This window comes from Cupriavidus gilardii, assembly GCF_008801915.1.
GTDB classification, from domain to species: domain Bacteria; phylum Pseudomonadota; class Gammaproteobacteria; order Burkholderiales; family Burkholderiaceae; genus Cupriavidus; species Cupriavidus gilardii.
Genome location: NZ_VZOV01000029.1, coordinates 23,372 through 50,142, shown reverse-complemented (window position 1 = coordinate 50,142; position 26,771 = coordinate 23,372). Strand labels below are relative to the sequence as shown.

Sequence of the window (26,771 nt, the reverse complement as noted above, 5' to 3'; positions counted from 1 at the left end):
CCCGGCCGGCGGCGGCCGCGGCGGTCCGCGTGGCGGTGCGCGCGGCGCGCAGGGACAGGGCGGCCAGGGCCAGGGACGGGCGCAGCGGCGCGGCGGCGAACCGAACGGCAATGTGATGCCCAAGGCTGGCAAGCCGAGCGGTCCCGGCCGCGGACGCCCGCGCGGCGGCAAACGCTGAGGCGCAGGCGCGCCCGGCCGCGAGGCGCAACGGGGCGAGGGCGGGCACATTCCGTGCCCACTTCGCTCGGCTTTGCCTTTTGTGGCCCTAGCGCGTATAATGCGAGTCTATTCAAAAAGTCATCCTCCAAGGGGATGGGCGAATGATGGGCGTTCCGCCCATTTTTTTTTGGTTCGTCCGATCGTCCGAACACGCGGAAAATCGCGATGTGGGGCTCCGCCGGAGATGACGGCAGGCAGCCGGCCATTCGCCGCGGCCTCGCCCGGTAGTTTGATGGCCATTTTTCGGAACGACAGTGCATCTGGCAGATTTGATCGAAACCACATTGACCGGCATGGGGTATGAGCTGGTCGAACTCGAACGCGCCCCAGGCGGGTTGCTGCGCGTCTATATCGATCAGCCTGACACCGGCATTGCCATCGAGGATTGCGAGAAGGTCAGCCGCCAGCTGACTCACGTGCTGACCGTCGAGAACGTCGATTACGAACGGCTCGAGGTCTCCTCTCCGGGACTGGACCGTCCGCTGAAAAAACTGGCCGACTATGTTCGCTTTGCCGGCGAGGAGGCGCGCGTGACGCTGCGCCTGCCGATCGACGGCCGCAAGAACTTCGTCGGCATCCTGCAGCCGCCCACCGGCGAGCCCGGCGCCGAGAAGATCGGCCTGGAATTCGAGGGCAAGGATGGCCCGGCGCTGCTGGAATTTACCGTATCCGATGTCGACAAGGCGCGCCTGGTGCCGGTAATCGACTTCAAAGGAAATCAGAGAAAAGGGAACAAGCAATGAGCCGCGAAGTTCTGTTGCTCGTCGATGCGCTTGCGCGCGAGAAGAACGTCGACAAGGATGTGGTATTCGGTGCGCTCGAAGCGGCTCTCGCTTCGGCCACCAAGAAGCGTTTCGAGGAAGACGTCGATATCCGTGTGCACATCGATCGGGAATCCGGCGAGCACGAGACTTTCCGCCGCTGGCTGGTGGTGCCCGACGAGCAGGGCCTGCAGGAGCCGGACAAGCAGATCCTGCTGTTCGAAGCCCGTGAGCAGGATGCCAATATCGAACTGGGCGAATTCGTCGAGGAGCAGATCGAATCGGTCGAATTCGGCCGCATCGGCGCGCAGGCCGCCAAGCAGGTGATCCTGCAGAAGATCCGCGACGCCGAGCGCGAGCAGATCCTCAACGATTACCTGGAGCGTGGCGAGAAGATCATGACCGGCACGGTCAAGCGCGCCGACAAGAAGGGCCTGATCGTCGAGTCCGGCCGTGTCGAGGCGTTGCTGGCGCGCGATCAGATCATTCCGAAGGAAAATCTGCGTACCGGCGACCGCGTTCGAGCGTATATCCTGAATGTGGACCGCACCGCGCGTGGCCCGCAGATCGAGCTGTCGCGCACCTCGCCGCAGTTCCTGATCAAGCTGTTCGAGAACGAAGTGCCCGAGATGGAGCAGGGCCTGCTGGAGATCAAGGCCGCCGCCCGCGACCCGGGCGTGCGCGCGAAGATCGCGGTGGTGGCGCACGACAAGCGCATCGATCCGATCGGCACCTGCGTCGGCGTGCGCGGCACCCGCGTCACCGCGGTGCGCAACGAGATCGGCGGCGAAGCGGTCGACATCGTGCTGTGGTCGGAAGATCCGGCGCAGTTCGTGATCGGCGCGCTGGCGCCGGCGCAAGTGCAGTCGATCGTCGTCGATGAAGAGAAGCACAGCATGGATGTCGTGGTCGACGAGGAAAACCTCGCCGTCGCGATCGGCCGCAGCGGACAGAACGTGCGCCTGGCGTCCGAGCTGACCGGCTGGCAGATCAACATCATGACGCAGGAAGAATCGGCGCAGAAGCAGGCCGAGGAAAGCGAAGTGGTGCGGCGCCTGTTCATGTCCAAGCTGGACGTGGACCAGGAAGTGGCCGACATCCTGATCGAGGAAGGCTTCTCCTCGCTCGAGGAAGTCGCCTACGTGCCGATCAGCGAGATGATGGAGATCGAGGCCTTCGACGAGGACACCGTCAACGAGCTGCGCAATCGCGCCCGCGATGCGCTGCTGACGATGGAGCTGGCCCGCGAAGAGAAGGTCGAGTCGGTGTCGCAGGATCTGCGCTCGCTGGACGGCCTGACGCCGGAGCTGATCGGCAAGCTGGCCGAGGGCGACATCCACACGCGTGACGACCTCGCCGAACTGGCGGTCGACGAACTGGTCGAGATGACCGGGGTCAGCGAAGAAGAAGCCAAGGCGCTGATCATGAAAGCACGGGAACACTGGTTCAACTGAGGGACACGTTCGCATAGAGCGCGCTTTCCGCACAAGACTGTCCCGACGTAGAAACCGAGCATTGAAAGGGTTTGAATGGCAAGCACAACAGTTGCCCAACTGGCCGCAGAACTGAGTCGCAGCGCAGCTGCCCTGCTGGAACAATTGCAGGCAGCTGGGGTGGGCAAGTCCAAGCCTGAGGACGTGGTCACCGAGACCGACAAGGCCAGGTTGCTGGACTACCTGAAGCGTTCGCACGGTCAGGCCGATGACGGCTCGCGCAAGAAGATCACGCTGACCAAGCGCGAAACCTCGGAGATCCGCCAGGCGGATGCGACCGGGAAGACGCGCACGGTGCAGGTCGAGGTGCGCAAGAAGCGCGTGCTGATCAAGCGCGACGAGACGCCCGCCGATGGCGCGGCCGACGGCCAGGAAGTGTCCGAGCCGGTGGTCGACCAGGCCGAGCTGGCGCGCCGCGCCGAAGAGGAACGCCGCCAGGCCGAATTGCTGGCGCGCCAGGAAGCCGAGCTGAAGGCCCGCCAGGAGGCGGCCGAACGCGAGGAAGCCGAGCGCCGCGCACGCCAGGAAGCGCTGGAGGCGGAAGAGCGCCGCCAGGCCGAGCTGGCCGCCCGCAAGGCCGAGGAAGAGGCCGCGGCGACGCGCGCCGCGAGCGAGGCCAACGAGGATGCGGACCGCAAGAAGGCCGAGGACGACAAGACGCGTCTGGCGGCCGAACGCGCCGCCGCGCAGAAGGCCGCCGACGATGCCAAGGCCGCCGCCGACAAGGTGCGCGCCGAGCAGGACGCGGCCCGCAAGCGCCGCGAGGCCGCCGAGGCCGAGGCCCGCGCGATCCAGCAGATGCTCAATGCGCCGGCGCGCGTGCTGAAGGCACCGTCCGAGCGCAAGGCCGAGGAAAAGAAGGCCGAGCAGAGCGGCACGCTGCACAAGCCGGTCAAGCCGGCCGGCACGGTCGAGGCCAAGAAGGACGACAAGAAGCCCGCGGTGGCTGCCACGACGGTCGACAAGAAGACCGGCAAGGTGGTCAAGGGCTCGTCGACCTGGCAGGACGAGGGTTCGCGCAAGAAGGGCGGTGGCCTGAAGACCCGCGGCGATTCGTCGGGCGGTGTCGGCGGCTGGCGCGGCGGCCCGCGCGGCCGTGGCGGCAAGCATCAGCAGGACGACCGCAGCGGCTTCCAGGCACCGGTCGAGCCGGTGGTGCGCGAGGTCCATGTGCCCGAGACCATCTCGGTTGCGGACCTGGCCCACAAGATGGCCGTCAAGGCCTCCGAGGTCATCAAGCAGATGATGAAGCTCGGCCAGATGGTCACCATCAACCAGGTGCTGGACCAGGAGACCGCGATGATCGTGGTCGAGGAAATGGGCCACAAGGCGCTGGCGGCCAAGCTGGACGATCCGGAAGCGCTGCTGATCGAAGGCGGCGAGGACCAGTCGGACGCCGAGCAGCTGCCGCGTCCGCCGGTCGTCACCGTGATGGGTCACGTCGACCACGGCAAGACCTCGCTGCTGGACTACATCCGCCGCACCAAGGTCGCGGCCGGCGAAGCGGGCGGCATTACGCAGCATATCGGTGCCTACCATGTGGAAACCGATCGCGGCGTGATCACCTTCCTCGATACGCCGGGCCACGAGGCCTTCACGGCGATGCGTGCGCGCGGCGCCAAGGCGACCGATATCGTGATCCTGGTGGTGGCCGCCGATGACGGCGTGATGCCGCAGACCAAGGAGGCGATCGCCCACGCCAAGGCGGCCGGTGTGCCGATCGTGGTGGCGATCAACAAGATCGACAAGCCCGAAGCCAACCCGGACCGCGTCAAGCAGGAACTGGTGGCCGAGCAGGTCGTGCCGGAAGAGTACGGCGGCGATTCGCCGTTCGTGCCGGTGTCGGCCAAGACCGGCGCTGGCGTCGAAGAACTGCTGGAGCAGGTGTCGCTGCAGGCTGAAATCCTGGAGCTGAAGGCGCCGGTCGACGCGCCGGCCAAGGGCCTGGTCGTCGAAGCGCAGCTGGACAAGGGCAAGGGCCCGGTGGCAACCGTGCTGGTCAACAGCGGGACGCTCAAGCGTGGCGACGTCGTGCTGGCAGGCAGCGCCTACGGCCGCGTCCGGGCGATGCTCGACGAGAACGGCAAGCCGACCAAGGAGGCCGGCCCGTCGATTCCGGTCGAGATCCAGGGCCTGTCCGAGGTGCCGGCGGCCGGCGAGGAAGTGCTGGTGCTGCCCGACGAGCGCAAGGCGCGCGAAATCGCGCTGTTCCGTCAGGGCAAGTTCCGCGACGTCAAGCTGGCCAAGCAGCAGGCGGCCAAGCTCGAGACCATGCTGGAGCAGATGACCGAGGGCGAAGTGCAGACGCTGCCGTTGATCGTCAAGGCCGACGTGCAGGGTTCGCAGGAAGCGCTGGTGCAGTCGCTGCAGAAACTGTCGACCGACGAAGTGCGCGTGCAGATCGTGCACGGCGCGGTGGGCGGCATCACCGAATCGGACGTCAACCTGGCGACGGCATCGAAGGCGGTCATCATCGGCTTCAACGTGCGTGCCGACGCCGGCGCGCGCAAGCTGGCCGAGAGCAACGGCATCGACATCCGCTACTACAACATCATTTACGATGCGGTAGACGAGATCAAGGCGGCGATGTCGGGCATGCTGGCGCCGGAGAAGCGCGAAGTGACGATCGGCCAGGTCGAGGTGCGCCAGGTGTTCCGCGTGCCGAAGATCGGTGCGGTGGCCGGCTGTATGGTCACCGACGGTCTGGTCAAGCGTGGCGCCTTCGTGCGCGTGCTGCGCAACAACGTCGTGGTGTTCTCGGGCGAGCTCGATTCGCTCAAGCGCTTCAAGGACGATGTCAAGGAAGTCAAGCAGGGCTTCGAGTGCGGTCTGTCGATCAAGAACTTCAACGACGTTCAGGAAGGCGACCAGCTCGAAGTGTATGAAATCACCGAGGTCGCGCGCACGCTGTAAGGCGGCGCGCCGCGGCGGCGGGCCTTCACCGGTCCGCCGCCGCCGGCCCATCCACGCCGTCGGTCCCATCGCCTTCGCCGGCGACGCCGCTGGCAAAGTCGTATCGCATGGCCAAGAAAGGCAATATTTCCTCCCGTAACCTGCGCCTGTCCGATCAGATCCAGAAGGATCTGGCCGAGATGATCCAGCGCGAACTGCGCGACCCGCGCCTGGGCCTGGTCACGCTGCAATCGGTGTCGCTGACGCCCGACTACGCGCACGCCAAGGTCCACTTCACGGTGCTGGGCGCCGAACCGGCCGACGCCGAGGCGATCCTCAACGAGAAGGCCGGCTACCTGCATTCGCTGCTGTTCAAGCGGCTGCATATCCATACCGTGCCGACGCTTCGCTTCGTCCACGATACCTCGGTCGAACACGCGATCGAGATGTCGAAGCTGATCGACCAGGCCAACGCCACGCGCGCCAAGGACGAGTAAGTCCGCGGCGCCGGCGCGTCCTGCGTCGTCGTCGTTCTCCCGAGCAAGGCACCGCTCCCCGCCGTTTCCTCTTCCATGACCGATTCCAACGCTCCACGTCCGCCCCGGCTGCCGCGCCGCGACGTGCATGGCGTGCTGCTGCTCGACAAGCCGCTCGGGTTGTCGTCGAACGATGCGCTGATCCGCGCCAAGCGGCTGCTGCGCGCCAACAAGGCGGGCCACACCGGCACGCTGGACCCGCTGGCGACCGGGCTGCTGCCGCTGTGTTTCGGCGAGGCGACCAAGTTCTCACAGGATCTGCTCGATGCCGACAAGACCTATGAGGCGACGGTGCGGTTGGGGCAGCGGACCTCGACCGGCGATGCGGAAGGCGAGGTGATCGCCGAACGCCCGGTCGGCTGCGATGCCGCGGCGCTGAACGAAGCGCTGGCGCGTTTCGTCGGTGCGATCGAGCAGGTGCCGCCGATGCATTCGGCGCTGAAGAAGGACGGCCGGCCGCTGTACGAGTACGCGCGCGCCGGGCAGACCGTCGAGCGCGCGGCGCGCCGCGTGACGATCCATGACATCGCATTGCTCGGCTGCGAGCTGCCCGCCGCGCCGGTGTTCGCGATGCGCGTGACGTGCAGCAAGGGTACCTATATCCGGACGCTTGCCGAGGACATCGGCGAGGCGCTCGGCTGCGGCGCGCATCTGACCGCGCTGCGGCGCACCGCGGTCGGCGATCTGACGCTGGACGGCGCGGTCACGCTGGAACAGCTGGGCGAGCACGATGACGCGGCACGGCCGGCCTTGCTGGCGCCGGTCGACGCGCTGCTGCAGCGCTGCGTGCCGGTGACGCTCGACGCCGCCGCGACGCAGCGTTTTCTGCAGGGACAACGGATCGCCGGGCGCGATCTGCCGGCACAGGCGTTCGAAGGTCTGGGATCGCAGCAAGACACGCTGGCGCGCGTCTATGGCGGCGAACCGCCGCGGCTGCTGGGCGTGGCCAGATGGCGCGAAGGCGCGCTGCGGCCGGAGCGGCTGGTGAGATTGACTCCCGCGGACTGATCAGGGCGGATTTCCCTCTCCCCGGCCCTCTCCCGCAAGCGGGAGAGGGAGAACCCCGTCGGTTCTCTACTGGTGCGAAGAGTCTGGATTGCAGTGGGTTTTCTCCCTCTCCCGCAAACCGGAGAGGGAAAGCACCGTCGGTCCTCTACGCGTGCGAAGCGTCCGGATTGCAGCGTGTTTTCTTCCCTCTCCCGCCTGCGGCAGAGGGGCGGGGGAGAGGGCAGGCGGCGTGCGCCATTGCGCGAGCCCTCAATGCGCCCCCATCGCATCCGCCGACCCGCCTCCGCCGCTCTTCGGCCTGGTCAGCCAGACGAACACGATCAACGCGAAGAACATCACCCCCGAGATCCAGAAGATATCGTTGGCGCCCAGCATCGACGCCTGTTGGGAGATGGTGCGCTCGATCATGCCGACCGCCTGCTGATGGCTCATGCCCTGCTGCATCAGGTGTTCGACCTGGGCGTTGTAGATCGGGTTGTACGGATTGGCCTGTTCGACCAGGTGCGCATGGTGCATCGCCGAGCGGTTCTCCCACACGGTGGTCGACACCGAGGCGCCGATCGCGCCGAACGTGATCCGCACGAAGTTCGACAGGCCCGAGGCCGCCGGAATCTTGTCGGGCGGCTGTCCCGACAGGATGATCGACGTCAGCGGGATGAAGAACATCGCCATCGCCGCGCCCTGGATCAGCGTCGGAATCATCAGCGTGGTGGTGTCCACGTCGATCGTGAACCGCGAACGCATCAGGCTGACGATGCCGAACGTGACGAAGGCCGCGGTGGCGACCCAGCGCGGGTCCATCTTCGGCAGATTGCGCCCGATCACCGGGGACAGCAGGATCGCGAAGATGCCCACCGGCGCCATCACGATGCCGGCATCGGTCGCGGTATAGCCGACGATGGTCTGCAGCCACAGCGGCAGGATCACCAGATTGCCGAAGAACAGCCCGTAGGCGACCGAGATCGCGACCACGCCCGCGCTGAAGTTGCGGCCGTTGAACAGGCTGATATCGACGATCGGATGCTTCTCGTAGCGCTCCCACGCGAGGAAGAACAGGAAGCCGACCACCGCCACCACCGTCAGCGTGACGATCTCGGTCGAATGGAACCAGTCGAGCTCCTTGCCCTTGTCCAGCATCAGCTGCATCGCGCCGACCCAGATCACCAGCAGCGCCAGCCCGATGGTATCGATCGGCAGCACGCGCTTGGGCGTCTCGCGGTCGCGATAGATGACCCAGGTCGCGTACGCCGCCAGGATGCCGACCGGGATATTGATGTAGAAGATCCACGGCCACGTCATGTTGTCCGAGATCCAGCCGCCCAGCAGCGGCCCCATGATCGGCGCGACGAGCGTGGTCATGCCCCATAGCGCCAGCGCCATCGTGCTCTTGTGCGGCGGATAGCTCGACAGCAGCAGCGATTGCGACAGCGGAATCATCGGCCCGGCGACCGCACCCTGCAGGATCCGCGCGGCCAGCAGCACTTCCAGGTTCGGCGCGACGCCGCACAGCCACGACGACAGCACGAACAGCAGGATCGACGTGACAAACAGCCGCACCGCGCCGAAGCGCGTGGTCAGCCAGCCGGTCAGCGGCACCGAGATCGCGTTGGCGACCGCGAACGACGTGATGACCCAGGTGCCCTGGTTCGGCGACACGCCGAGGTCGCCCGAGATCGCGGGAATCGACACGTTGGCGATCGACGAGTCGAGCACGTTCATGAACGTGGCCAGCGACAGCGCGATCGTGCCGACGATCAGCTTGCCGCCCGTCAGCGGTTCCTGGTGCGCGGGGCGGGCCGGGGCCGCGGGCCGCGGTGCCGGCGCGGGTTCGGCGCCCTCGCGGGCGGTCAGCGTATCGGCCATGATCAGGCGTGCGTGGTTGCTTTCACAGTCGCTTTCGCGGTGGCGGCGGGCTTGGCAGTCGATGCCCGGGCCGCGGATGCCGGCGCGGACACCGCCGGCTCGGCGCCCTGGCGGCCGCTGTTGGTCGCGATGATGCGCGCGATCAGCGCATCGGCATCGTGGCCGACCTTGTCATAGACATCGGTCTGCATCGGCTTGCTGGCGGTCGTCGTCGTCATCGCCGCGCCCTCGGTCTTGCGCACGTCGACGGTCACGTTCATCGACAGGCCAATGCGCAGCGGATGGTCCTTCAGTTGCTGCGGATCGAGCGCGATACGCACCGGCAGCCGCTGCACCACCTTGATCCAGTTGCCGGTGGCGTTCTGCGCCGGCAGCAGCGAGAACGCCGAGCCGGTGCCGGCCGAGAAGCCGGCCACCTTGCCGTGGTATTCGACGTCGGAACCGTAGACGTCCGCATGCAGCGTGACCGGCTGGCCGATCCGCATATGCGTGATCTGGACCTCCTTGAAGTTCGCGTCGACCCAGACCTGATCGAGCGGCACCACCGCCATCAGCGGCGCGCCGGCGTTGACGCGCTGGCCCACCTGCACCGAACGCTTGGCGACATAGCCGGTCACCGGTGCCGGCAGCTGCGAGCGCGCATAGCTCAGATAGGCGGCGCGCACGTTGGCGGCGGCGCGCTGCACGTTCGGATGCTTTTCGACGGTGGTCTGGTCGGTCAGCGCCTTGTTCGACGCGAGCTGTTCGCGCGCGGCCTGCAGCGCCGACTCGGCCGCCTGCAGCGTGGTGCGCGCATGCGCGAGTTCTTCCGACGAGACCGCGCCCGAACCCGCGATCGCCTGGCGGCGCTTCAGGTCTTCGCGGGCGCGCGCGACATCGGCCTGGCGCAGCGCCACGTTGGCCGCCAGCGAGCCGTTGTTGACATACAGCGTGCGCACCTCGCGCACCGCCTGTGCCAGCTGGGCCTCGGCCTGGGCCAGCGCGACCTCGCTGTCGGCGCGGTCGAGCTGGATCAGCGGCTGGCCGGCGTTGACCAGCTGCGTATCGTCGGCGCCGATCGCCACCACCGTGCCGGGCACCAGCGGGGTCACCTGGACCACGTTGCCCGCGACGTAGGCGTCGTCGGTGCTCTCGAAATGCCGCGCGTACAGGGCCCAGTAGCCGCCGTAGGCCAGCCCCGCGACCACCACGGCGGCGGTCAGCGAGAGCAGCAGGCGCTTGCGCTTGCCGTTGTTGTTGTCGGAGGGTTGCGTGCGGGTCGCCGCGTTCTGTTGTTGGTCGCTCATGATGTCGGTCGCTAAAAACGGTTCGGACGTTGTCGTTGTTCTTCGATGTCGGGTGGTTGGTGCTCGGGCGCCTCAGCCGTGCGCCGCGGCACGAGTCGCGGCGGAGGAGGGCGCCGGCGCCGCGGCCCCCCCGGCCTGTGCCGGCCCGGAATCGCCCGGCTCGCCGGCTTGCCGATAGCCGCCGCCGAGCGCCTTGACCAGCGCCATCTGCAGATCCAGTCGCCGCGCCTGCAGATCGGTGGCCAGGCGCCGCTGCTGCAGCACATTGCTTTCGGCGTTCAGCACGGTCAGCTGCGTGCCCAGGCCCGCCTTGTAGCGGGTGGTGGCCAGCGCATAGGCGTGCTCGGCCAGCTCCAGTGCCTCGCGCTGCGTCTGGATCTGCTGATCGACGCTGCGGATGCTGGTCACCGTATCGGCGGTCTCGCGCAGCGCATTGACCAGCGTCTGGTTGTAGTTGGCCACCGCCAGGTCGTATTGCGCATGCTTGCCCTTCAGGTTCGCGCGCAGCCGCCCGCCCTCGAAGATCGGCAGGCGCACCGCCGGCCCGAAGCCGAACTGGCGGCTGATGCCGAGCAGCAGGTTGGACGGATCGAGCGAGGCGAGGCCCGCGAAGGCGCTCAGCGTGACATTGGGCAGGAACTCGGCGCGCGCGACGTCGATGTCCTTGGACGAAGCCTCGACGCGCCAGCGCGCCGCCACCAGGTCGGGCCGGCGGCCGAGCAGGTCGATCGCCAGGTTGTCCGGCAGCGTTGGGGTCGCATGCGCCAGCAGCGTCGGCCGCTGGATGGCCAGGCCACGGTCCGGACCCTTGCCCAGCAGCGCGGCGATCTGGTTGCGGGCCAGCGCGATCTCTTCGTCGATCCGCTGCAGATCGGTGCGGGCCGAGGCCACCGTCGCGCGCGCCTGTGTGGTTTCGACCTGGGTGTCGAGACCGGCCGACAGGCGCTGGCGCGACAGCTCGGTCAGGTCGCCGCGCTGGGCGATCGCGCGCTCGGCCACATCGCGCTGCGCGAACAGCGCGGCCAGCCGCGCGTAGTTGCGCGCCACCGCGGTGGTCAGCAGCAGCCGCGAGGCCTGGCTTTCGGCTTCGGCGGCGCGGTCGTCGGACAGCGCCGCTTCCAGCGCCGAGCGGTTCCTGCCCCAGAAATCGAGGTCCCAGGACAGGCCGGCCTGCATCCGCGACAGGTTCTGCCACGAGCCGGCGCGCGGCGTGCCCTCATACAGATCGGTCTCCGAGAAGCGCTGACGCGTCAGCGACGCATCGAAGTCGATATGCGGATACAGCGCGCTGCGGGTGGCATCGGCCATCGCACGCGAGGCCTGCACGCGCGCCAGCGCCGCCTGCAGATTCGGACTGCTCTGCACGGCCTCGTCGACCAGTGCGCGCAGTTGCGGATCGCCGAACTGGTCGACCCAGTCCTGCGACGGCCATTGGCCATGCTGGCCGGGCAGCGTCTGCGCGGTGGCGAGCTGTGCGGGTTCGGTCATGACCTGGGTGGTGTGCGAGTTGCCGAAGGCGGCGCAGCCGGCCAGCGCGGCGGCGGCCAGCGCGCTCAGCGCGAAGGTGCCGAGGCGGCGGGCCGGTTGCCGTGCCACGGCGCGGCGGGAAGTCGAAAGTTGGTGGTTCATGGGTTGGCGACAACGAAAGACGGATGCCGCGGTCCGGTGCCGCAGGGCACGGGCCGCCGATGGATCGGGGACGATTGGAGTGCGGGGGCGCCGCTATCCGGAGTTGTTGGCGATCACCCGTTGCAGCATGTCGCGGAACTGGGCGATCTCCGCCTCCGAGAAGCCGCGAAAGCGCCGGTTCAGCACCCGGCAGAAGATCGTGGGCAACTGCTCGACCAGCGCCAGGCCGGCCGGCGTGACACGCAGATCGACGATGCGCCGGTCGGCGTCGCTGCGTTGGCGCTCGACCAGCCCGCGCTTCTCCATGCGGCTGATCAGGCGTGTGACCGAGCCGATATCGGTATTCAGTTCGCGGCCCAGGTCGGTCACCGTACGGGCGCGGTCGTGAGCCAGCATCACGAGGCACGAGGCCTGGGCGTGCGTGATATCGAGCGCGCCGACCTCCTGCTCGACGTCGCGCGACACCTCGCCCTTGGCCCGCGCCATCAGATAGCCGACGCTGTCGCAAATCCGATAGGAGGCGGGATCGAAGGGGAAGGTATCGCCGGTGCCGGTGCTGTTCATCATTTGCCTATGCAATCTTTGTCGTGGCAAATATATGCGGCGATTGAGAGAACAGCAAGAACGTCAATTCGTCATTTCTGATTCCGAAATAGTGCGCCGCAAGGCCTTGCAGCAAGGCGAAAGACAGTCCGAGCCGTGCTCCGCTGTTTTGCGTCGCAACATGCTAGAATGGCGGGTTGAATTTTTGATGCCCAGCTGCAAGCGAGAGCCGCAATGACCCGCGCAATCCGCAATATCGCCATCATCGCCCACGTCGATCATGGCAAGACCACCCTGGTGGACCAACTCCTGCGCCAGGCAGGCACCTTCCGTGAGAACCAGCAGGTTGCGGAGCGGGTGATGGACTCGAACGACCTGGAAAAGGAACGCGGGATCACCATCCTGGCGAAGAACTGTGCGGTCGAGTACAACGGCACCCATATCAATATCGTCGACACCCCGGGCCACGCCGACTTCGGCGGCGAGGTCGAGCGCGTGCTGTCGATGGTCGACGGCGTGCTGCTGCTGGTCGATGCTGTCGAAGGCCCGATGCCGCAGACCCGCTTCGTCACGCGCAAGGCGCTGGCGCTGGGCCTGAAGCCGATCGTCGTGATCAACAAGATCGACCGCCCCGGCGCCCGTCCGGACTGGGTGATCAACCAGACCTTCGACCTGTTCGACAAGCTGGGCGCGACCGATGAGCAGCTCGACTTCCCGGTGATCTACGCCTCGGGCCTGAACGGCTACGCCGGCCTGACCGAGGACGTGCGCGACGGCGACATGAAGCCGCTGTTCGAGACTGTGCTCGACAAGGTGCCGGTCCGTAACGACGACCCGGACGGTCCGCTGCAGCTGCAGATCATCTCGCTGGACTACTCGAGCTACGTCGGCAAGATCGGCGTCGGCCGTATTTCCCGCGGCCGCGCGCGTCCGCTGCAGGACGTGGTCGTCAAGTTCGGTCCCGAGGGCAACCCGATCAAGGGCCGCATCAACCAGGTGCTGAAGTTCCGCGGCCTGGAGCGCGAGATCGTGCCCGAGGCCGAGGCTGGCGACATCGTGCTGATCAACGGCATCGAAGAGCTCGGTATCGGCTGCACCGTCTGCGCGCCCGACGCGCAGGACGCGCTGCCGATGCTGAAGGTCGACGAGCCGACGCTGACGATGAACTTCTGCGTCAACACCTCGCCGTTGGCCGGTCGCGAAGGCAAGTTCGTTACCAGCCGCCAGCTGCGCGAGCGCCTGGACCGCGAACTGAAGTCCAACGTCGCGCTGCGCGTGGCCGAAACCGGCGACGACACGGTGTTCGAAGTGTCGGGCCGCGGCGAACTGCATCTGACGATCCTGCTGGAAAACATGCGCCGCGAAGGCTACGAGCTGGCCGTGTCGCGCCCGCGCGTGGTGTTCAAGGAAATCGACGGCGTCAAGCACGAGCCGTACGAGCTGCTGACCGTGGACGTCGAGGATGGCCACCAGGGCGCCGTGATGGAAGAGCTGGGCCGCCGCAAGGGCGAACTGCTCGACATGGCGTCGGACGGCAAGGGCCGCACCCGCCTGGAATACCGCATTCCGGCGCGCGGCCTGATCGGCTTCCAGGGCGAGTTCCTGACGCTGACGCGCGGCACCGGCCTGATTTCGCACATCTTCGATGACTACGCGCCGGTGCGCGAGGGCGGCCTGGGCGAGCGCCACAACGGTGTGCTGATCTCGCAGGACGACGGCGAGGCCGTGGCCTACGCGCTGTGGAAGCTGCAGGATCGCGGCCGCATGTTCGTCAAGCCGGGCGACCCGCTGTACGAGGGCATGATCATCGGCATCCACAGCCGCGACAACGACCTGGTCGTCAATCCGATCAAGGGCAAGCAGCTGACCAACGTGCGCGCCTCCGGCACCGATGAAGCGGTACGCCTGGTACCGCCGATCCAGATGACGCTCGAATACGCGGTGGAGTTCATCGCCGACGACGAACTGGTCGAAATCACGCCGAAGAGCATCCGCCTGCGCAAGCGCTTCCTGAAGGAACACGAGCGCAAGCGCGCGGCACGCGAAGGCGCGTAAGCGTCAGCGATACGCTGCCCCGGAAGCGGGAAGGGCCGAGTCCTGTGGTGAACGGGGCTCGGCCTTTTCATTGGTGGACGCCGGCGAGCGAAACATCGGCTCAATCGTGCACGCCGAGTCGTTCGTAGAGGGAGATCTGGTGGAGCCCGATGCCGAGATGCCGCGGATCTTCGGATATTCCCAATTGCGAAGGCGAACAAGGCTTGGGAATCTGGAAATCGATCACGAGCGCGTTTACCCGGCAAAACTGAATCGGCACCGTGAATTCGAAGATGTCGGCGTCCGACTTGGGCCCGCTGAACGCGAACGCCAGATTGCCGACCTCGATGCCATTGACGGAGACCGTGGCCTCGGTTTCGGGATGATGCGCGTGGACAAAGCCGTGCGCCTCGATGACGAGGAGCAGATCGTTGTCTGGGGGATCCGGCAGGGTCAGGCGCAGGGACGAATGCCAGCCATCGGTCCAATATCCCCACGGTTCGGGGCTCGAGAATCCCTGTAGAAGCGTAAGAGCCGGCGCGGCCGCAATCGTCAGTGATTGGGACGTGATCAAGGAATACCCATCGGGCCTCGTCCTGTCTTGGGGGCGAAGGCGGGAGAGAAAGGCGTCCTCCTTTTCCCGCGGCACCATGAAGTAATCCCAGTAGATACTGTCGACGGCAGCGTTCCAGGCCTGCCGCGAGGCAAGACGGTTCAGAAACATGTCGTACAGCACGTAGTCGTGTGCGCGGCAAAACTCGAACAGTGTCCACCTGGTGTTGCCATAGACGCTATAACCCTGCATGCCGTATTCGACGCTGATCAAGGGCCGGTACTTGTCGAGAACGGCCCGTGCGCCCTGCAGGCAATCGATTTCGGCGCCTTCAATGTCGATCTTGATGAAGCTCAACCCTTCCAGTTGGTCCGCGAAGGTATCGAGCCTTTCGACCGCAACGACGATCGTGCGTGGGCGTGCCGATTCCGGATCGTTGTAGATCCGCTGGCGCAGACCGCTTTCCTGCGGCGAGCCTTCCGCGTATGTGAATTCCGCCGTGCCCGAGCAGTTCGATAGCGCCATATTGTGCAGCTTGGCGTTATCGACATCGAATCGTTTGGCCAGGCTTGCGTATTGATCCGGCAGCGGCTCGAAGCCGAATACGCGGCCCGTATTGGCGACCGAAGTCAGGAAGTGCCGCAGGTGCCGGCCACTATGGGCCCCGATATCGACCACCACGTCGCCGGGACGCAGCCATTTCTTGTAGTGGGATTCCAGCAGCTTCTCGTAATCGATCGTCACGATGCCGGAAGCGATCAGCTGTCCCAGCGTGGAATACGGTAAGGCGTTGGGCACGGTTGACGTCTCCTTTCATATTGTTTCAATACAAAGGTCGGGCGTTGACGCGTGCACGGTTCTACCGCCGACTACCGCCCATAGATCTCCATCGAATCGACATTCAGTGCCAGTACACGCGTATCGCCGCTGATACCGAGCTCGGCCGGCGCGCGCGCGTCGGGGAACTCGAGTCTGACATCGAGGGATCCCCGTGCGGACGTCAGCAGCGAGGCCGGTACGCGGAACTCGCGTGTCTCGACCTGTTCCCTTGTGAGCCGCCAGCGCTGGATCTCTTTCCCGGCGACAACGACGATGACTTGTTGCTGTTCCTGCCCCGGCTTGATGAACGGAACAAAACGCAGGCGGACCGAGAGTTCCTGCGCGGATTCGCTCCCCAGCGGAATCGACAGCGCTGCTTCGTGCCCATCGGTCCAGCGGCCGCCTTCGCCGGCCGTCGTCGACCAGCCTCGCTTCAGATAGCGCTCGCTGGCGGTGTTCCTGAAATCGATACGGGCAATTTCGGAGCGGAACGCGCATGTCTGCGTACACCCGCGCCATGCGGGCGCCAGCACGCGAAACCCGTCCACATACCCCGCGAAGCCCTTGCCCCCAAGGTTGCCGCGCGCCTTGTCCCAGTGCGTTTCCTTGTTGAAGATATAGAGCGTGTCCTCCCTGAAATTGCCGGTCTCAATGGCGGCAAGCAGTTCGTCTTCCACCGCTTTCAGCTTGTCGAAGTCGACGCGGGCGAAATACCCGCCATTGATGCTCATTCGCGCATTGGAGGCCAGGAACGCAATGGGAGCGTATCGCTCGCCGCCGTCCAGCGGAAGCACGAATGCAATGCGTTTGTACTGCTTCGGGACATCGTTCCAGAACGCCGACTTCAGCGGATTGTCCCAACGCTGCGCCCATCGGGCCCGGAAAAAGGCGGACGCATTCAACAGGTCGGTGGCCTGGAAAAGCAGGATCACGGCGAGCGCCGGCACCAGCAGCCGTTTCGGCGACAGCCGCAGCAGGAGCACCAGCAAGAGTATCTCCACGGCATAGACGACCGGCCAGATGAATCTGCCAGTGGAGCGGAACGTCGATACGACCTTCTCGAAAATGGCCGGTACCTGAAACTGGATCAGTTCGTGTCCGCCAAACGCTATGCGATTGGAGAGCGCATAGACATAGAAGATCGCACAGACTGCGATAAGCGGGAACGCCGGGCGCCACGCGAACTCGACATGCCGCCATCGGAAAGCCAGCAGGGCCGCCACCAGCAGAGCAAGGACAAACATGCCCGCACCCGGGTAGCTGAAGCCTTCGTAATTGCCGCCGACATATGGCGTTTGCCGCCAGATGGACCAGATGTCGAGCGGATGCAGGGGCGACGTGATGTTGAAGCGGTAGTACCCGTATCCCTCCGACCCGACCCCCCGCACCGCAAAATAGCCCACCGAAATCGCGGTGCCGGCCAGCAACAGGAAGGCAAGACCGATTTCCATCGTCAGCGATGTCGCGGTCACTTCCCGCGCCTGCCAGGCGCGCCACCGATCCGCGGTCCAGAGGCCCAGGCTCATGGCCAGCAAATAGGGGTGGACCAGCGCCGCCACGCACAGCAGCACAATCCACTGGAAGGGCGTGGCAAGGCCTCGCAGATACAGGTAGAGACCCGCCAGCAGGATCCAGTGCCCGATCAGTGCCTCGTGCTCCAGCAGCCGCCACAGCATTGGCGGAGATAGTGTCAGCAGTGCGGCACCGATGGCGCGTACGAGCATGCCCTCGGAAAACAGTGACAGGATGCGCCAGGCAAAAAAGGCCTGAAGTGCGAAACACAGGGCGATCCAGATGCCGAAATATTGAAACTGCGGCGTCAGCAGGGCGCGGAGATACTTGAACGGGATCGCCAGCAACGGGATCGAGTCGGAAAATACGATGGAACTGCCGATGGTTTCGCCGTATTTGGTGTTCAACCCGATCGGGAATTGCAATAAATCGCCGTGACGGAAGAAATTCCAGCCGATGTAGTGCTGAATCGGGTCGCCGCCGCTTGCCATGATCCAGTCGACATTGGCCGGATTGACGATTTTTCCGCCGCTGAATGCGAAAAAGATCGTCAGGCCGATCAGTACGGCAATCCATGAATCTCCCGTTCTTGGTAGCTTAGCCATGTCTTTTTTCTTTGAACGTCCAGGCGGAGTTGACGGCGAAGGTAAACAACAGCGTCACGGCAGTGGCGATCAACTGGTTGACGATATAGAGCCAGCTTGTCAGATGCGTCAGTATCGCCATGACGACACCGTTGAGCACTACGCCCGCTCCTGCAATGAGGAAGAATTTGGGAAGCGTGGACCGGTGGCTGCTCGTGGCTTGAAAGGTGAACCTGTAATTGAGGAAGTAGTTGATGAGCGCGCCGACCACTGCGCCAACCGAAGAGGCCACGACGGGGCTGGCCAGCAGGCTGGATTCGATCAGCCCGATCAGAACGACATAGTGGGCGGCGGTGCCGGCAGCGCCGATGATCGTGTACTTGACCAGCCGTTGCAGCGTCGCACTACCGGGCATGCTTGACCTTTCTGCCGTACTGCGCCCGGATCAGGTACAGCGGGCGCCGTTTCGATTCCATGTAGATGCGCCCGATGTATTCGCCGAGGATGCCGATGCCGATCAGCTGTATGCCGCTGAAAAACAGGATCGAAACGAAGATCGAAGCGTAGCCCGGTACATCGATGCCATGCACGAGGGTGCGGACCACAAGGTATGCCGCATACAGGAAGGACAATGCCGAAACAAGCAGGCCGAAGTAGGTCCAGATACGCAACGGGAGACTGCTGAAGCTGGTGATGCCTTCCAGTGCGAAGTTCCATAGCTTCCAGCCCGAAAACTTGGTCGTGCCGGCCACCCTGCGGTCGCGCGAGTACGGGATCACCGCAGTCCGGAATCCGACCCACGCGAACAGGCCTTTCATGAAACGGCGCGATTCCGGAAGGGAATTGACCGCATCGGTGACCTCGCGCGTCATCAAGCGGAAATCGCCGACGTTGTCGGGGATCTTGACATCGGCAAGCTTGTTGTGAAGCCGATAGAAGTTCGAGGCCGAGAAACGCTTGAGGAAGGTATCGGTCGTACGGTCCACCCGTCGGGCCAGTACCACGTCATATCCCTCCCGCCACTTGGCCACCAGCTGGCCAATGACTTCCGGCGGATCCTGCAGGTCGGCGTCGAACGGTACAACGATGTCGCCTTGCGCTTCGGCCAGCCCGGCGGACATGGCCGCCTCCTTGCCGAAATTTCGCGACAAGTCGATGACCCGCACGCGCTCGTCGGTATCTGCGGCAGAAATCAGGCGCTCGAGCGTGCGATCGGTGCTTCCGTCATTGATGCACACAATTTCAAAGTCGATACTGTCGAGCGCTTCCAGGCACGGAATGACACGCCGAAAGAATTCGGGAATTGCTTCTTCCTCGTTAAAGAATGGCACTACCAAAGACAATAAAGGGATCGACATATTCCGAGAATTGACTATTGCGTTGTGCACACTCGCGAGTCGCGAGGCCATCTTGCTGCAGTGGATGCCTGCCGACGAACGGACTGCTGTCCCTATGCCGCAGACGTTGTTCGCGCCACGGCAGGGACCTGAATCGTTTTTTGGCCAACCCGACTGCCAATTGGCATATCCGGCTTGTTTGCCCCTGTTTGTATCAGGCCGTGTCCGATCGGGCGGATTTTCTCGTGGTGTCCGGATCGTAGCAGAGGAAAAATGACCGTCGATTTACCGACTGGCAGAAAGAAGAGAATTGTGCTTCTTTGTTGGCATCGGTCAACCTACGGCGGTAGGTTATCGCTTTAATTGTGATGTAGAAGACATTCAATGTGGCAGAGCACGCGAACGGAGTATCATGTCGTCTACTCAAGACCAGGCCCACGCATGACCGGCATTGACCTCCAGAGCGACGGACAAGGCAACAGCATTGAGCATCCTGACGACGCCATCCTTGATAACGTAAAAATCACATTCGTCGGCAATGGAAACACCGTTCGAATGGGGCGGTCCTGCCTGAGCAATGTCGTCATCGAGATCCACGGCGACGACAATGTGATCGAGTTCGACGAAGATTGCTGTGTAACGAACGCCATCATCAAGGCCTGGGTGGATCGCGCCGGCCGCAATGCGGTGAAGCTGACGCGTACGCGTATCGGACGGGGCGTTCAATACTCCCAGGGACAGATCATTCTCGGTGGCGACTGCGTCTCGGTGGAAATCGGCGAAGGGACAAACATCATTGAAGCGAAGCTGTTCGCCGTCGAACGACACAGTCGCATCGAAATCGGGCCGTGGTGCCTGTTCTCGTGGAACATCGAAATCCGCACCAGCGACTGGCATCCGATCTTCGATATCGAAAGCGGGCGGCGGATCAATATGCCGGCACCGGTCAGGCTTGCCGAAAAGGTGTGGGTCGGCTCCGACGTTCGTATTCTCAAAGGCGTGACCATTGGGGAAGGCAGCGTGATCGGCGTGGGTTCGATCGTCACGCGCGATATCCCCGCATCGTGCGTAGCGGTTGGCAACCCGGCACGCGTTGTCAGGACCGGCATCTCCTGGTCCGTCGATGCCTTGTCGCACCTGGACCAGGAACCCGTGATCGCGCCGTAGTCCCGTGGCGCGGGCCCTTACCTGGCGTCTGCGAACGTTGCCTGGAACGCCGTGGCCCGAGCCGTTTCCGCGTCGAGCGCGCAGGTAAACGTGAAATTACGCCAGCCCTTGCGGCCGCGGGCCTGGCCCTTTCCTTCCAGCACGGTATTGCCTTTCAGCGTCAGGCTTTGCGGCGTGTCGTCGCCGAGGAAGACGCGGTCGACCTTGGCGTCGGTGCGCTTCAATTCCTGCAGGGCCAGCGGGCGGCACATCACCTCGGCGACTTTCTTGGCGTCGCTCCATTGGCTCGCGACGTTGCGGTCAGCGGGCGTGCGCAGGGTGCCGATGGCGCGGTCGAGTGCCTGACGTTGGGAGTCGGTCAGCGGGCTGTTGTCCTGCGCGATGGCGGCGCAGGCCGCGGTCGCGAACAGGGCGGCGAGCAGGGCGCGATGCGGTCGGATCAAGCGTGCCATACGAAGTCCCGTCGGGTTGGAATATCGGCGATTCTACGGCGACGCCGGCGGAGCGGCCTCGGTGCCGGAGCGCGGCACGTCCAGCACCAGCCGCATCGCGCAGCGCAGATGCACCGGCAAACCGAGTTCGCGTTCGTGCTGAAGTACCGCGGTAAGCCGTTCGTCCAGTGCATCGCCTTCTATCGCGTCGAATCCCAGCCGGCGGTAGAAGGGCTCGTTCCAGGGCAGGTCGCGGAAGGTTGTCAGCGTGACGGCGGACAGCCGTTGCCGCCGGGCATGTTCGATGGCCTGCGAGACCAGCGCGCGGCCGCAGCCCTGGCCCTGCCAATCGCGATGGACGGCGAGCTCCCAGATATGCAGCGCCTGGCCGAAGCGCTCGGCGCTGAGGAAGCCCCGCACCTTGCCGGTGTCGTCGACGGCGACCCAGGCCGTGCCCGCGGCAATGAAGCGCAGGTGGACTTCGGGGGCCAGCACGTCGTCGTCTGCGATCCACGCCAATGCCGGCACGCTGCGGAACAGCTCGGCGGCGGAGCGTTCGATGTCCGGCAGCGATGCGGCGTCGCTGCGGTCTGCGAGCCGGATCAGCGCCGCCATTGCCGGTACATGCCGCGAGCGCGCGAGCGCATCATGCGTCGGCGCCATCGTCCGGCGTCTGCGCGATCTCCCGAATCACACGCGCCGGATTGCCTGCCGCCACCACGTTCGGCGGAATATCGCGCGTGACGACCGCGCCGGCACCGATCACGCTGTTCTCGCCGATCGTGACGCCCGCCAGCACGATGGCGCCGCCGCCGAGCCAGACGTTGTTGCCGATGACGATGGGCTTGGCGGCTTCGTATTTCTGCCGCCGCAGCTCCGGATCGATCGGATGAGTCGGCGTCAGCAATTGGACGTTGGGCCCGATCTGCACGTCTTCGCCGATCGTGATCGGCGCGACGTCGAGCGCCATCAATCCGTAGTTGACGAAGGTCCGCGCGCCGACCGTGATGTACTTGCCGTAGTCGACGTAAAGCGGTGGCTTGATATTGACGTCCGGTCCGACGGCGCCAAGCATTTGATGCAGGACCTGCTGCGCGCTGTCGAGATCGACGGCATAGCGCGTCTCGTATTCGCGAGACAGGCGATACGCGCGGCGCGATGCGGCCTGCAATTCGCGGTCTTCGGCGATATAGAGATCGCCGGCAAGCATTCTTTCCTTCTGGCTGCGATGGTCGATCTTATCGGAGTCGGCGTCGGTTTCGGTGTCGGTACTCGACATGGGGATGCTGATGGTTCGTTGTCGCGCGGCCGATCATATCAGGACGTCGGTTGCCGACTCTGCCGGCTTCGCCGAGCAGCAAGCGAGTCAATCGCCGCCGTCCCCACCGCCGCCGTCCCCACCGCCACCATCACCGCTGCCGTCCCCCGCATCGCCATCATGGCCGTGACCATCGCCACGGTCATGGCGCGTGCGCTGCTGAACCTGCCCATCCGGGCCGTGAATCACCAGTTCGACCTGGTCCTTGCTGGCCTTTTCGCGTCCGGCCGCGACGGCTTCTTCCTGTGAAGGGTAGTGCGAGGTGGCGCCGTCGGTGTCTTCGACGGTCACCGCCCAGCCGCGGTCGGAGGGCAGCACGTGGACGGTACGGTTCATGGTCGTCTTCCATTGCGGCAGCGGCCGGCGGCACAGCGCCGCCGTGCTGCCCGGGATCAGGCTGCGAGGCTTTCCTGTTCGGTCAGCCGGCGGATTTCGCCGTCGGCCTCCTGGACCAGCAGGCCGACGCCGCGCCGCCGGGCAGCGGCCATGGCGAGCTGCAGCGCGTCATCGCGGGCGTCGTAGCGCAGGATCGATTGTGCCTGGCCTTCGACGGTCAATTCCCATCCGGTATGGGTGGCTTTCAATACGAAGTTGCGCGGCATGGTCTTCGGTCGAGAGCGGAGGGAACCTGCATCGTAGTGCATCGGGATGTCGCCCTGTATGCGAGTTAGTCCTACGTCAGCCCTTCGATGCCGCGGGATCGTGGCCGAAGCTGTTGCGCATGCGGATCTGCCCATCGCGGCCGTGGACCAGCAATTCGACGCGGTCGCGCCGTGCCGCGTCGGTGGCGACCTCGATCGCTTCTTCCTGCGTGTCGTGATGCGAGCTGGCGACCGGTTCGCCTTCGCGGCTGACGTTCCAGCCATTGCCATGCGGCGTCACATGGATATTGCGTGCTGCCATGGTGGCACCTCTTGATCGGGACTTTCTTCCTTTCTAGAGCGGGGGCGGGGTGCGTGGTATCGGTGGCTGTCCGACAGTGGGCCGGACGATGGACGGCACCGCCAGGTCATGCAGCGTGGATGCTGCGCATGGCAGCACGCGTCAGCTCAGCCACCATCGCCACGCGAGCAGCGCCGCCGCCAGCCACAGGGCCACGACGATCGCGGCGCCCCAATAGCTGCGAGGCTTGCCGCGCCGCTGCTCGATCCAGCGATGAGCCTGCTCGCGGCAGGACGCGGCCAGGGGCGCCGGCAGCGTGCGCAGCGCGCACCAGATCAGCGCAGGCAGCAGCACGATTTCGTCGAGATAGCCCAGTACCGGCACGAAATCGGGAATCAGATCGATCGGGCTGAACGCATAGGCGACGATCAACGCGCACAGGGCGCGCGTCAGCCACGGCGTCGCCGGATGCCGGCAGGCGAACCACAGCGTCAGCACGTCGCGCCGCAGTCGTGCGGCCCACGCGCGCAAGGCGTCGAACATGGCGGAAGGGTCCGGCGGGATGGCGGGAACAACAAGCGCTGGATCGGATAGCGCACGTTGGCAAGGCAGCGCGCATGCTAGCATGGCCCGATCCAGGTCACGGGAGAGAACATCATGGCCAAGCGCGAACGGCCCGCACGTGCGCTGCAGGACGAAGTCAGCCGGCGCATCCAGCGGCTGGACGAGATCGTGGACGAGGGTTTGAAGGTGCGGGTGCCGGTGCCGCAGCCGCATCCGCGCGATGCGCGCGGCCGCAATTGGGATATGCAGGGCTTCGGCCATGTTCGCGGCCATGAGCGCGCGATCCGCGCCGTGGTCGACAAGGTGCGCGACGAGTTCGATTTGTCCGACAATCCCGCGGCGCCGCAGGACCCGTTCGCACCGGCCTCCTGATCGGCGCGCCGGCTGCACACCGCCGGCGCACCCGCGGCGAGCCAGCGCGCGATCGCCGCCTCATGCCGGCTGGCGCTCCGGCATATCGTTGCAAGGCCCATTGCGGCATGGCCGCGCCGAACCCTCGCCCAGGATGGTGGGCGCCAGCGCCCGTCCGAGCTCGCCGAGCGCGCGATACCGCTCGAGCAGCGCCAGGTTCTGGCGGATATGCTGCTCGGAAAACATCGACGTGATCACGATGCCGTGCTCGCCGGCAAGGCTCAGCGCGAAATGCATCGCCAGTTCCTGCTCGCTCAGGCCGTCGAGCCCGAGCTTGTCGACGGCCTCGCGCACGGGCCGGCTGGCCGCGCCGGCTGCGAGGCTGTCCGGCCCGCCGCCGTAGGGCCGCGACAGAAAGCGCTGCCGTCCGGCGCCGATGCCAGGATGCAGGCGGTCGAGCACGTTCAGGTTTGCCTCGAACAGCCATGCCGGCGCCTGCTGGGCGAGCGGCGACGCCATGATCTCCGGCGCATCGATGGTCACGCCCCATTGCCCGATCTTGCCGTCGCGCTGTGCGCCGTCGAGGAAGCGCTGCAGTTCGTCGGTCAGCACCTCGGGCGAAGGCGGTTCGTGGATCAGGTAGTAGTCGATGCGCTCGCTGCGCAGTTGGCGCAGCGATTGTTCGAGGCAACTGCGCGCATAGGCGACCTCATAGTTGCGCTGCGACAGCGCGACACGCGAGGCCGCATGCACCATGCGCCGGCCACCGGGCATGCGCTTGATCCAGCCTCGCGCGAGGCTCTTGGCAAAACTGAGCGCGCGCGTATTGCGCGGCGGCACCACGCCGAACTTGCTGGTGACGGTCACGTGCTGGCGCTTGCCCGCGAGGAACTCGCCGAGCAGCGCCTCCGCCTCGCCGAAGCCGTAGGAGCGGGCGACGTCGAAATGGCGAATGCCGTTGTCATACGCGATCGCCAGCGCCCGCAGCGATTCCTTCCTGCCCACCCGGCCCAGCATGGGCGCACAACCAAAGCCCAATCGGCCCGACAGTTCCTGGGAATGCTCACTCACCTTGGCGCTCCTGCGGTGGCTACGGCAACGGGCTCGTCGATCGGTTCGACGGACGGGGGCATCCGGTCCGCCACGGGCGTGGCGTCGGTCGCCATGTCGTTAGTCATGCAGGCGTCGTTTCGGTTCGCGGCATCGCGTGCTGTATCGCTTGTTGCATCGTTGGCAAGCCGTGCCGCGATGTCGTCGGCAATGCGCGCCGACAGCGCGACGATGGTCAGCGTCGGGTTGGCCTGCCCCGAAGACGGGAATACCGCGCTGCTGGCGACATACAGATTGTCGGTGCCGAACACGCGGCAGCGCGGGTCGACCACGCCGTCGCGCCAGTGCGCCGCCATGCGCGCGGTGCCGATCTGGTGAAAGCCGTCGGCGGCCTGCGAGAGCACCGCATCGATGCGCTCGGCTTCCGGCATCCAGTATTCGAGCCGCCCGGCACCGGTCTTGCGCAGATGCCGGTCCAGCAACGCATGGCAGCGCACCACCGAATCGGCGTCCGCCTGCTGATAGCGCAGATCGATCCGCAGCCGCCGCATGCCGTGGCAGTCGGTGCTGTCGGCCAGCGTCACGCGGCTCTCGCGCGAGGGCAACTGCTCGGCATGGTAGTGCAGCGCGTAGACATTGTTCGGGCTGGGCAGAAAGAAGCCCGGCAGCCGCGGCCGCGCGAAATAGCGCCGATAGACGAACGGCGGCACGAACGTCGCGATCTTGATGAGGTCCTTGCAGACATTGCGGACATGGGCGCCGCGGTCCTTGCGCGCGCTGGCGTTGGCGACCAGCCTGGCGATCGCTGGCGGCGCCAGCAAGCGGCTGATCACCGGCGTGCACAGCGCCAGGTAGGCGAACGACAGGATGCCGTTGCCGTGCGCGGGATCGGCCGGCGGATGGTTGTCCAGCCACATCGCGGTATTGAGCAGCCGCTGCTCGCGCTGCACACGCGCCGGCACGGTGAAGCGCCGGCGCGCATAGAAGCCCTGCGCGTCGCGCTCGAAATGATAGATGGTGCGCGCCGCCTCGGAGTCGAACCGCACGCTGGCGATCTTGCCGGAGATGTGGCCCATGTAATGCCGGCCCAGCAGGCCGCTGCGGTTGCCCAGCCGGTCCCCGCGCCGCGCGTTGACGTTCAGCAGCAGCCGGGTCGCTTCCAGCCCGCCGCAGGCCAGCACGAAATGGTCGGCGACGATGCGCGTGCGCGCCGAGCCGCGGGCCACCACGATGCTGGCGACATGCTCGCGGCTCCCGTCGGGTTCGATATCGACGCAGGTCGCGCCCAGCAGCAGCTGCACGGTGGGATCGCGCTCGAACCAGTCGCGATAGCGGCGGGCGAAATTCGGCTCGCCGCTCCAGCGCTCCAGATCGGAGGCGATCACGTCGCCCGGCTGGAAACGCGCGGTGATGGGCCGGCTCGCCGATTCGGCGGCGAGGCAATCGAGCGTGAAGGCGGGCTCGCCGCAGTTGGCGTACTCGCAGGCGCGCGCATAGTAGGGCGACAGCTCTTCGTAGCGGATCGGCCAGGCGGTGCCGGGCGCGTAGTCGCGCGGCTCGAAGTCGATCGGATCGAAGGGGATGCAGCGCCCGCCCCAGAGCCACGACGTACCGCCGAACGCGCGCCGCACGGCGTCCTGCATCGTGGCATGGCGGCGCGCATCGGCGATCTCGGCGTCGCACATCGCCTGCGCCTGGTCCTCGAAGGTCTCACCGCCGCTTTCGACCAGCATCACGGCGATGCCGCGCCGCGCCAGCTCCCTTGCGCAGGTGATGCCGGCCGGCCCTGAGCCGACCACGCAGACGGTCGTACGCAAGCTCGCTGGGTGCGAGGGGGGACGCAGTACCATGGGGGTTCTCCGGCAGCCTGGCGATCGCGGGATGACGCGGGACGGCCTGCCGCGCGCCCGGGTGAGGCGCGAGAGGCATGGGCCGGTTC

Annotated in this window: 25 protein-coding genes; 8 read left to right on the top strand and 17 right to left on the bottom strand. The window is 65.7% G+C overall.

Annotated elements, in window-relative coordinates; translation table 11 throughout:
• Positions 1-473 precede the first annotated feature (473 nt).
• The 5 genes from rimP (at position 474) to truB (ending at position 6,909) form a co-directional block, all read left to right on the top strand.
• Complete coding sequence (rimP, locus tag F7Q96_RS23285; protein WP_053822015.1) at positions 474-962, top strand: ribosome maturation factor RimP; 489 nt, start codon at positions 474-476, stop codon at positions 960-962.
• Positions 959-2,434: a transcription termination factor NusA gene (gene nusA / locus F7Q96_RS23280; RefSeq protein WP_053822014.1), complete on the top strand. Its 1,476-nt coding sequence runs from the start codon at positions 959-961 to the stop codon at positions 2,432-2,434. Before rimP ends, nusA begins: the two co-directional genes overlap by 4 nt.
• A 75-nt stretch (positions 2,435-2,509) precedes the next feature.
• Positions 2,510-5,386 (top strand): translation initiation factor IF-2, encoded by a 2,877-nt coding sequence (gene infB / locus F7Q96_RS23275; RefSeq protein WP_053822013.1) that lies wholly within the window; start codon positions 2,510-2,512, stop codon positions 5,384-5,386.
• A gap of 107 nt (positions 5,387-5,493) precedes the next feature.
• Positions 5,494-5,862, top strand: a complete 369-nt coding sequence (rbfA, locus tag F7Q96_RS23270) for a 30S ribosome-binding factor RbfA (RefSeq protein WP_053822012.1) — start codon at positions 5,494-5,496, stop codon at positions 5,860-5,862.
• A 75-nt stretch (positions 5,863-5,937) separates the two neighbouring features.
• The gene (truB, locus tag F7Q96_RS23265) at positions 5,938-6,909 is read left to right on the top strand and encodes a tRNA pseudouridine(55) synthase TruB (RefSeq protein WP_053822011.1); all 972 of its coding nucleotides are present in this window, start codon (positions 5,938-5,940) and stop codon (positions 6,907-6,909) included.
• 249 nt (positions 6,910-7,158) lie between these two features.
• On the opposite strand, the gene F7Q96_RS23260 is transcribed toward truB, so the two are convergent.
• The 4 genes from F7Q96_RS23260 to F7Q96_RS23245 form a co-directional block, all read right to left on the bottom strand.
• Entirely contained in the window at positions 7,159-8,772 is a 1,614-nt protein-coding gene (locus F7Q96_RS23260) for a DHA2 family efflux MFS transporter permease subunit (RefSeq protein ID WP_151023373.1), read from the bottom strand.
• A gap of 2 nt (positions 8,773-8,774) precedes the next feature.
• Positions 8,775-10,058 (bottom strand): HlyD family secretion protein, encoded by a 1,284-nt coding sequence (locus F7Q96_RS23255; RefSeq protein WP_053822009.1) that lies wholly within the window; start codon positions 10,056-10,058, stop codon positions 8,775-8,777.
• Positions 10,059-10,130: 72 nt separating this feature from the next.
• Positions 10,131-11,687: an AdeC/AdeK/OprM family multidrug efflux complex outer membrane factor gene (locus F7Q96_RS23250; RefSeq protein WP_151023371.1), complete on the bottom strand. Its 1,557-nt coding sequence runs from the start codon at positions 11,685-11,687 to the stop codon at positions 10,131-10,133.
• Between the two features lie 93 nt (positions 11,688-11,780).
• Positions 11,781-12,254: a MarR family winged helix-turn-helix transcriptional regulator gene (locus F7Q96_RS23245; RefSeq protein ID WP_053822008.1), complete on the bottom strand. Its 474-nt coding sequence runs from the start codon at positions 12,252-12,254 to the stop codon at positions 11,781-11,783.
• A gap of 210 nt (positions 12,255-12,464) precedes the next feature.
• Here F7Q96_RS23245 and typA point away from each other — a divergent pair, with 210 nt between their 5' ends.
• Positions 12,465-14,285 (top strand): translational GTPase TypA, encoded by a 1,821-nt coding sequence (gene typA / locus F7Q96_RS23240; RefSeq protein WP_053822007.1) that lies wholly within the window; start codon positions 12,465-12,467, stop codon positions 14,283-14,285.
• Between the two features lie 100 nt (positions 14,286-14,385).
• Here the strand turns inward: typA and F7Q96_RS23235 are convergent, their stop codons facing one another.
• The 4 genes from F7Q96_RS23235 to F7Q96_RS23220 all read right to left on the bottom strand — a co-directional run bounded on the left by F7Q96_RS23235 (position 14,386) and on the right by F7Q96_RS23220 (position 19,090).
• Positions 14,386-15,615, bottom strand: a complete 1,230-nt coding sequence (locus F7Q96_RS23235; protein WP_053822006.1) for an FkbM family methyltransferase — start codon at positions 15,613-15,615, stop codon at positions 14,386-14,388.
• A gap of 71 nt (positions 15,616-15,686) precedes the next feature.
• Positions 15,687-17,753, bottom strand: a complete 2,067-nt coding sequence (locus F7Q96_RS23230; protein ID WP_151023369.1) for a DUF6311 domain-containing protein — start codon at positions 17,751-17,753, stop codon at positions 15,687-15,689.
• Positions 17,746-18,147, bottom strand: coding sequence for a GtrA family protein (locus tag F7Q96_RS23225; RefSeq protein ID WP_053822004.1), 402 nt, complete (start codon positions 18,145-18,147; stop codon positions 17,746-17,748). The genes F7Q96_RS23230 and F7Q96_RS23225 overlap by 8 nt, the downstream gene beginning before the upstream one ends.
• Complete coding sequence (locus F7Q96_RS23220; protein WP_053822003.1) at positions 18,137-19,090, bottom strand: glycosyltransferase family 2 protein; 954 nt, start codon at positions 19,088-19,090, stop codon at positions 18,137-18,139. The genes F7Q96_RS23225 and F7Q96_RS23220 overlap by 11 nt, the downstream gene beginning before the upstream one ends.
• A gap of 420 nt (positions 19,091-19,510) precedes the next feature.
• On the opposite strand from F7Q96_RS23220, the gene F7Q96_RS23215 reads away from it, so the two are divergent.
• The gene (locus tag F7Q96_RS23215; protein ID WP_170265958.1) at positions 19,511-20,236 is read left to right on the top strand and encodes an acyltransferase; all 726 of its coding nucleotides are present in this window, start codon (positions 19,511-19,513) and stop codon (positions 20,234-20,236) included.
• A 17-nt stretch (positions 20,237-20,253) separates the two neighbouring features.
• On the opposite strand, the gene F7Q96_RS23210 is transcribed toward F7Q96_RS23215, so the two are convergent.
• The 7 genes from F7Q96_RS23210 to F7Q96_RS23180 all read right to left on the bottom strand — a co-directional run bounded on the left by F7Q96_RS23210 (position 20,254) and on the right by F7Q96_RS23180 (position 23,410).
• Entirely contained in the window at positions 20,254-20,688 is a 435-nt protein-coding gene (locus F7Q96_RS23210; protein WP_151023366.1) for a DUF930 domain-containing protein, read from the bottom strand.
• Positions 20,689-20,721: 33 nt separating this feature from the next.
• On the bottom strand, positions 20,722-21,330 hold the full coding sequence (locus F7Q96_RS23205) for a GNAT family N-acetyltransferase (protein ID WP_211923520.1): 609 nt from the start codon (positions 21,328-21,330) through the stop codon (positions 20,722-20,724).
• Positions 21,314-21,946, bottom strand: a complete 633-nt coding sequence (locus F7Q96_RS27420; RefSeq protein ID WP_151023364.1) for a sugar O-acetyltransferase — start codon at positions 21,944-21,946, stop codon at positions 21,314-21,316. Before F7Q96_RS27420 ends, F7Q96_RS23205 begins: the two co-directional genes overlap by 17 nt.
• Positions 21,947-22,033: 87 nt before the next feature.
• Entirely contained in the window at positions 22,034-22,321 is a 288-nt protein-coding gene (locus F7Q96_RS23195) for a DUF2188 domain-containing protein (RefSeq protein ID WP_151023362.1), read from the bottom strand.
• Positions 22,322-22,377: 56 nt separating this feature from the next.
• Positions 22,378-22,587 carry a DUF2188 domain-containing protein gene (locus F7Q96_RS26905; RefSeq protein WP_006576036.1) on the bottom strand — a complete coding sequence of 70 codons (210 nt, stop codon included), beginning with the start codon at positions 22,585-22,587 and terminating at the stop codon, positions 22,378-22,380.
• Positions 22,588-22,663: 76 nt separating this feature from the next.
• Positions 22,664-22,888: a DUF2188 domain-containing protein gene (locus F7Q96_RS23185; protein ID WP_151023358.1), complete on the bottom strand. Its 225-nt coding sequence runs from the start codon at positions 22,886-22,888 to the stop codon at positions 22,664-22,666.
• A gap of 141 nt (positions 22,889-23,029) precedes the next feature.
• Positions 23,030-23,410 carry a YkvA family protein gene (locus tag F7Q96_RS23180; protein WP_151023356.1) on the bottom strand — a complete coding sequence of 127 codons (381 nt, stop codon included), beginning with the start codon at positions 23,408-23,410 and terminating at the stop codon, positions 23,030-23,032.
• 114 nt (positions 23,411-23,524) lie between these two features.
• Here F7Q96_RS23180 and F7Q96_RS23175 point away from each other — a divergent pair, with 114 nt between their 5' ends.
• Positions 23,525-23,803, top strand: a complete 279-nt coding sequence (locus F7Q96_RS23175; RefSeq protein ID WP_006576038.1) for a hypothetical protein — start codon at positions 23,525-23,527, stop codon at positions 23,801-23,803.
• A 60-nt stretch (positions 23,804-23,863) separates the two neighbouring features.
• On the opposite strand, the gene F7Q96_RS23170 is transcribed toward F7Q96_RS23175, so the two are convergent.
• Positions 23,864-24,853 (bottom strand): aldo/keto reductase, encoded by a 990-nt coding sequence (locus F7Q96_RS23170; RefSeq protein ID WP_144425813.1) that lies wholly within the window; start codon positions 24,851-24,853, stop codon positions 23,864-23,866.
• Positions 24,850-26,682 (bottom strand): FAD-dependent oxidoreductase, encoded by a 1,833-nt coding sequence (locus tag F7Q96_RS23165; protein WP_144425812.1) that lies wholly within the window; start codon positions 26,680-26,682, stop codon positions 24,850-24,852. Before F7Q96_RS23165 ends, F7Q96_RS23170 begins: the two co-directional genes overlap by 4 nt.
• Between the last annotated feature and the right edge of the window lie 89 nt (positions 26,683-26,771).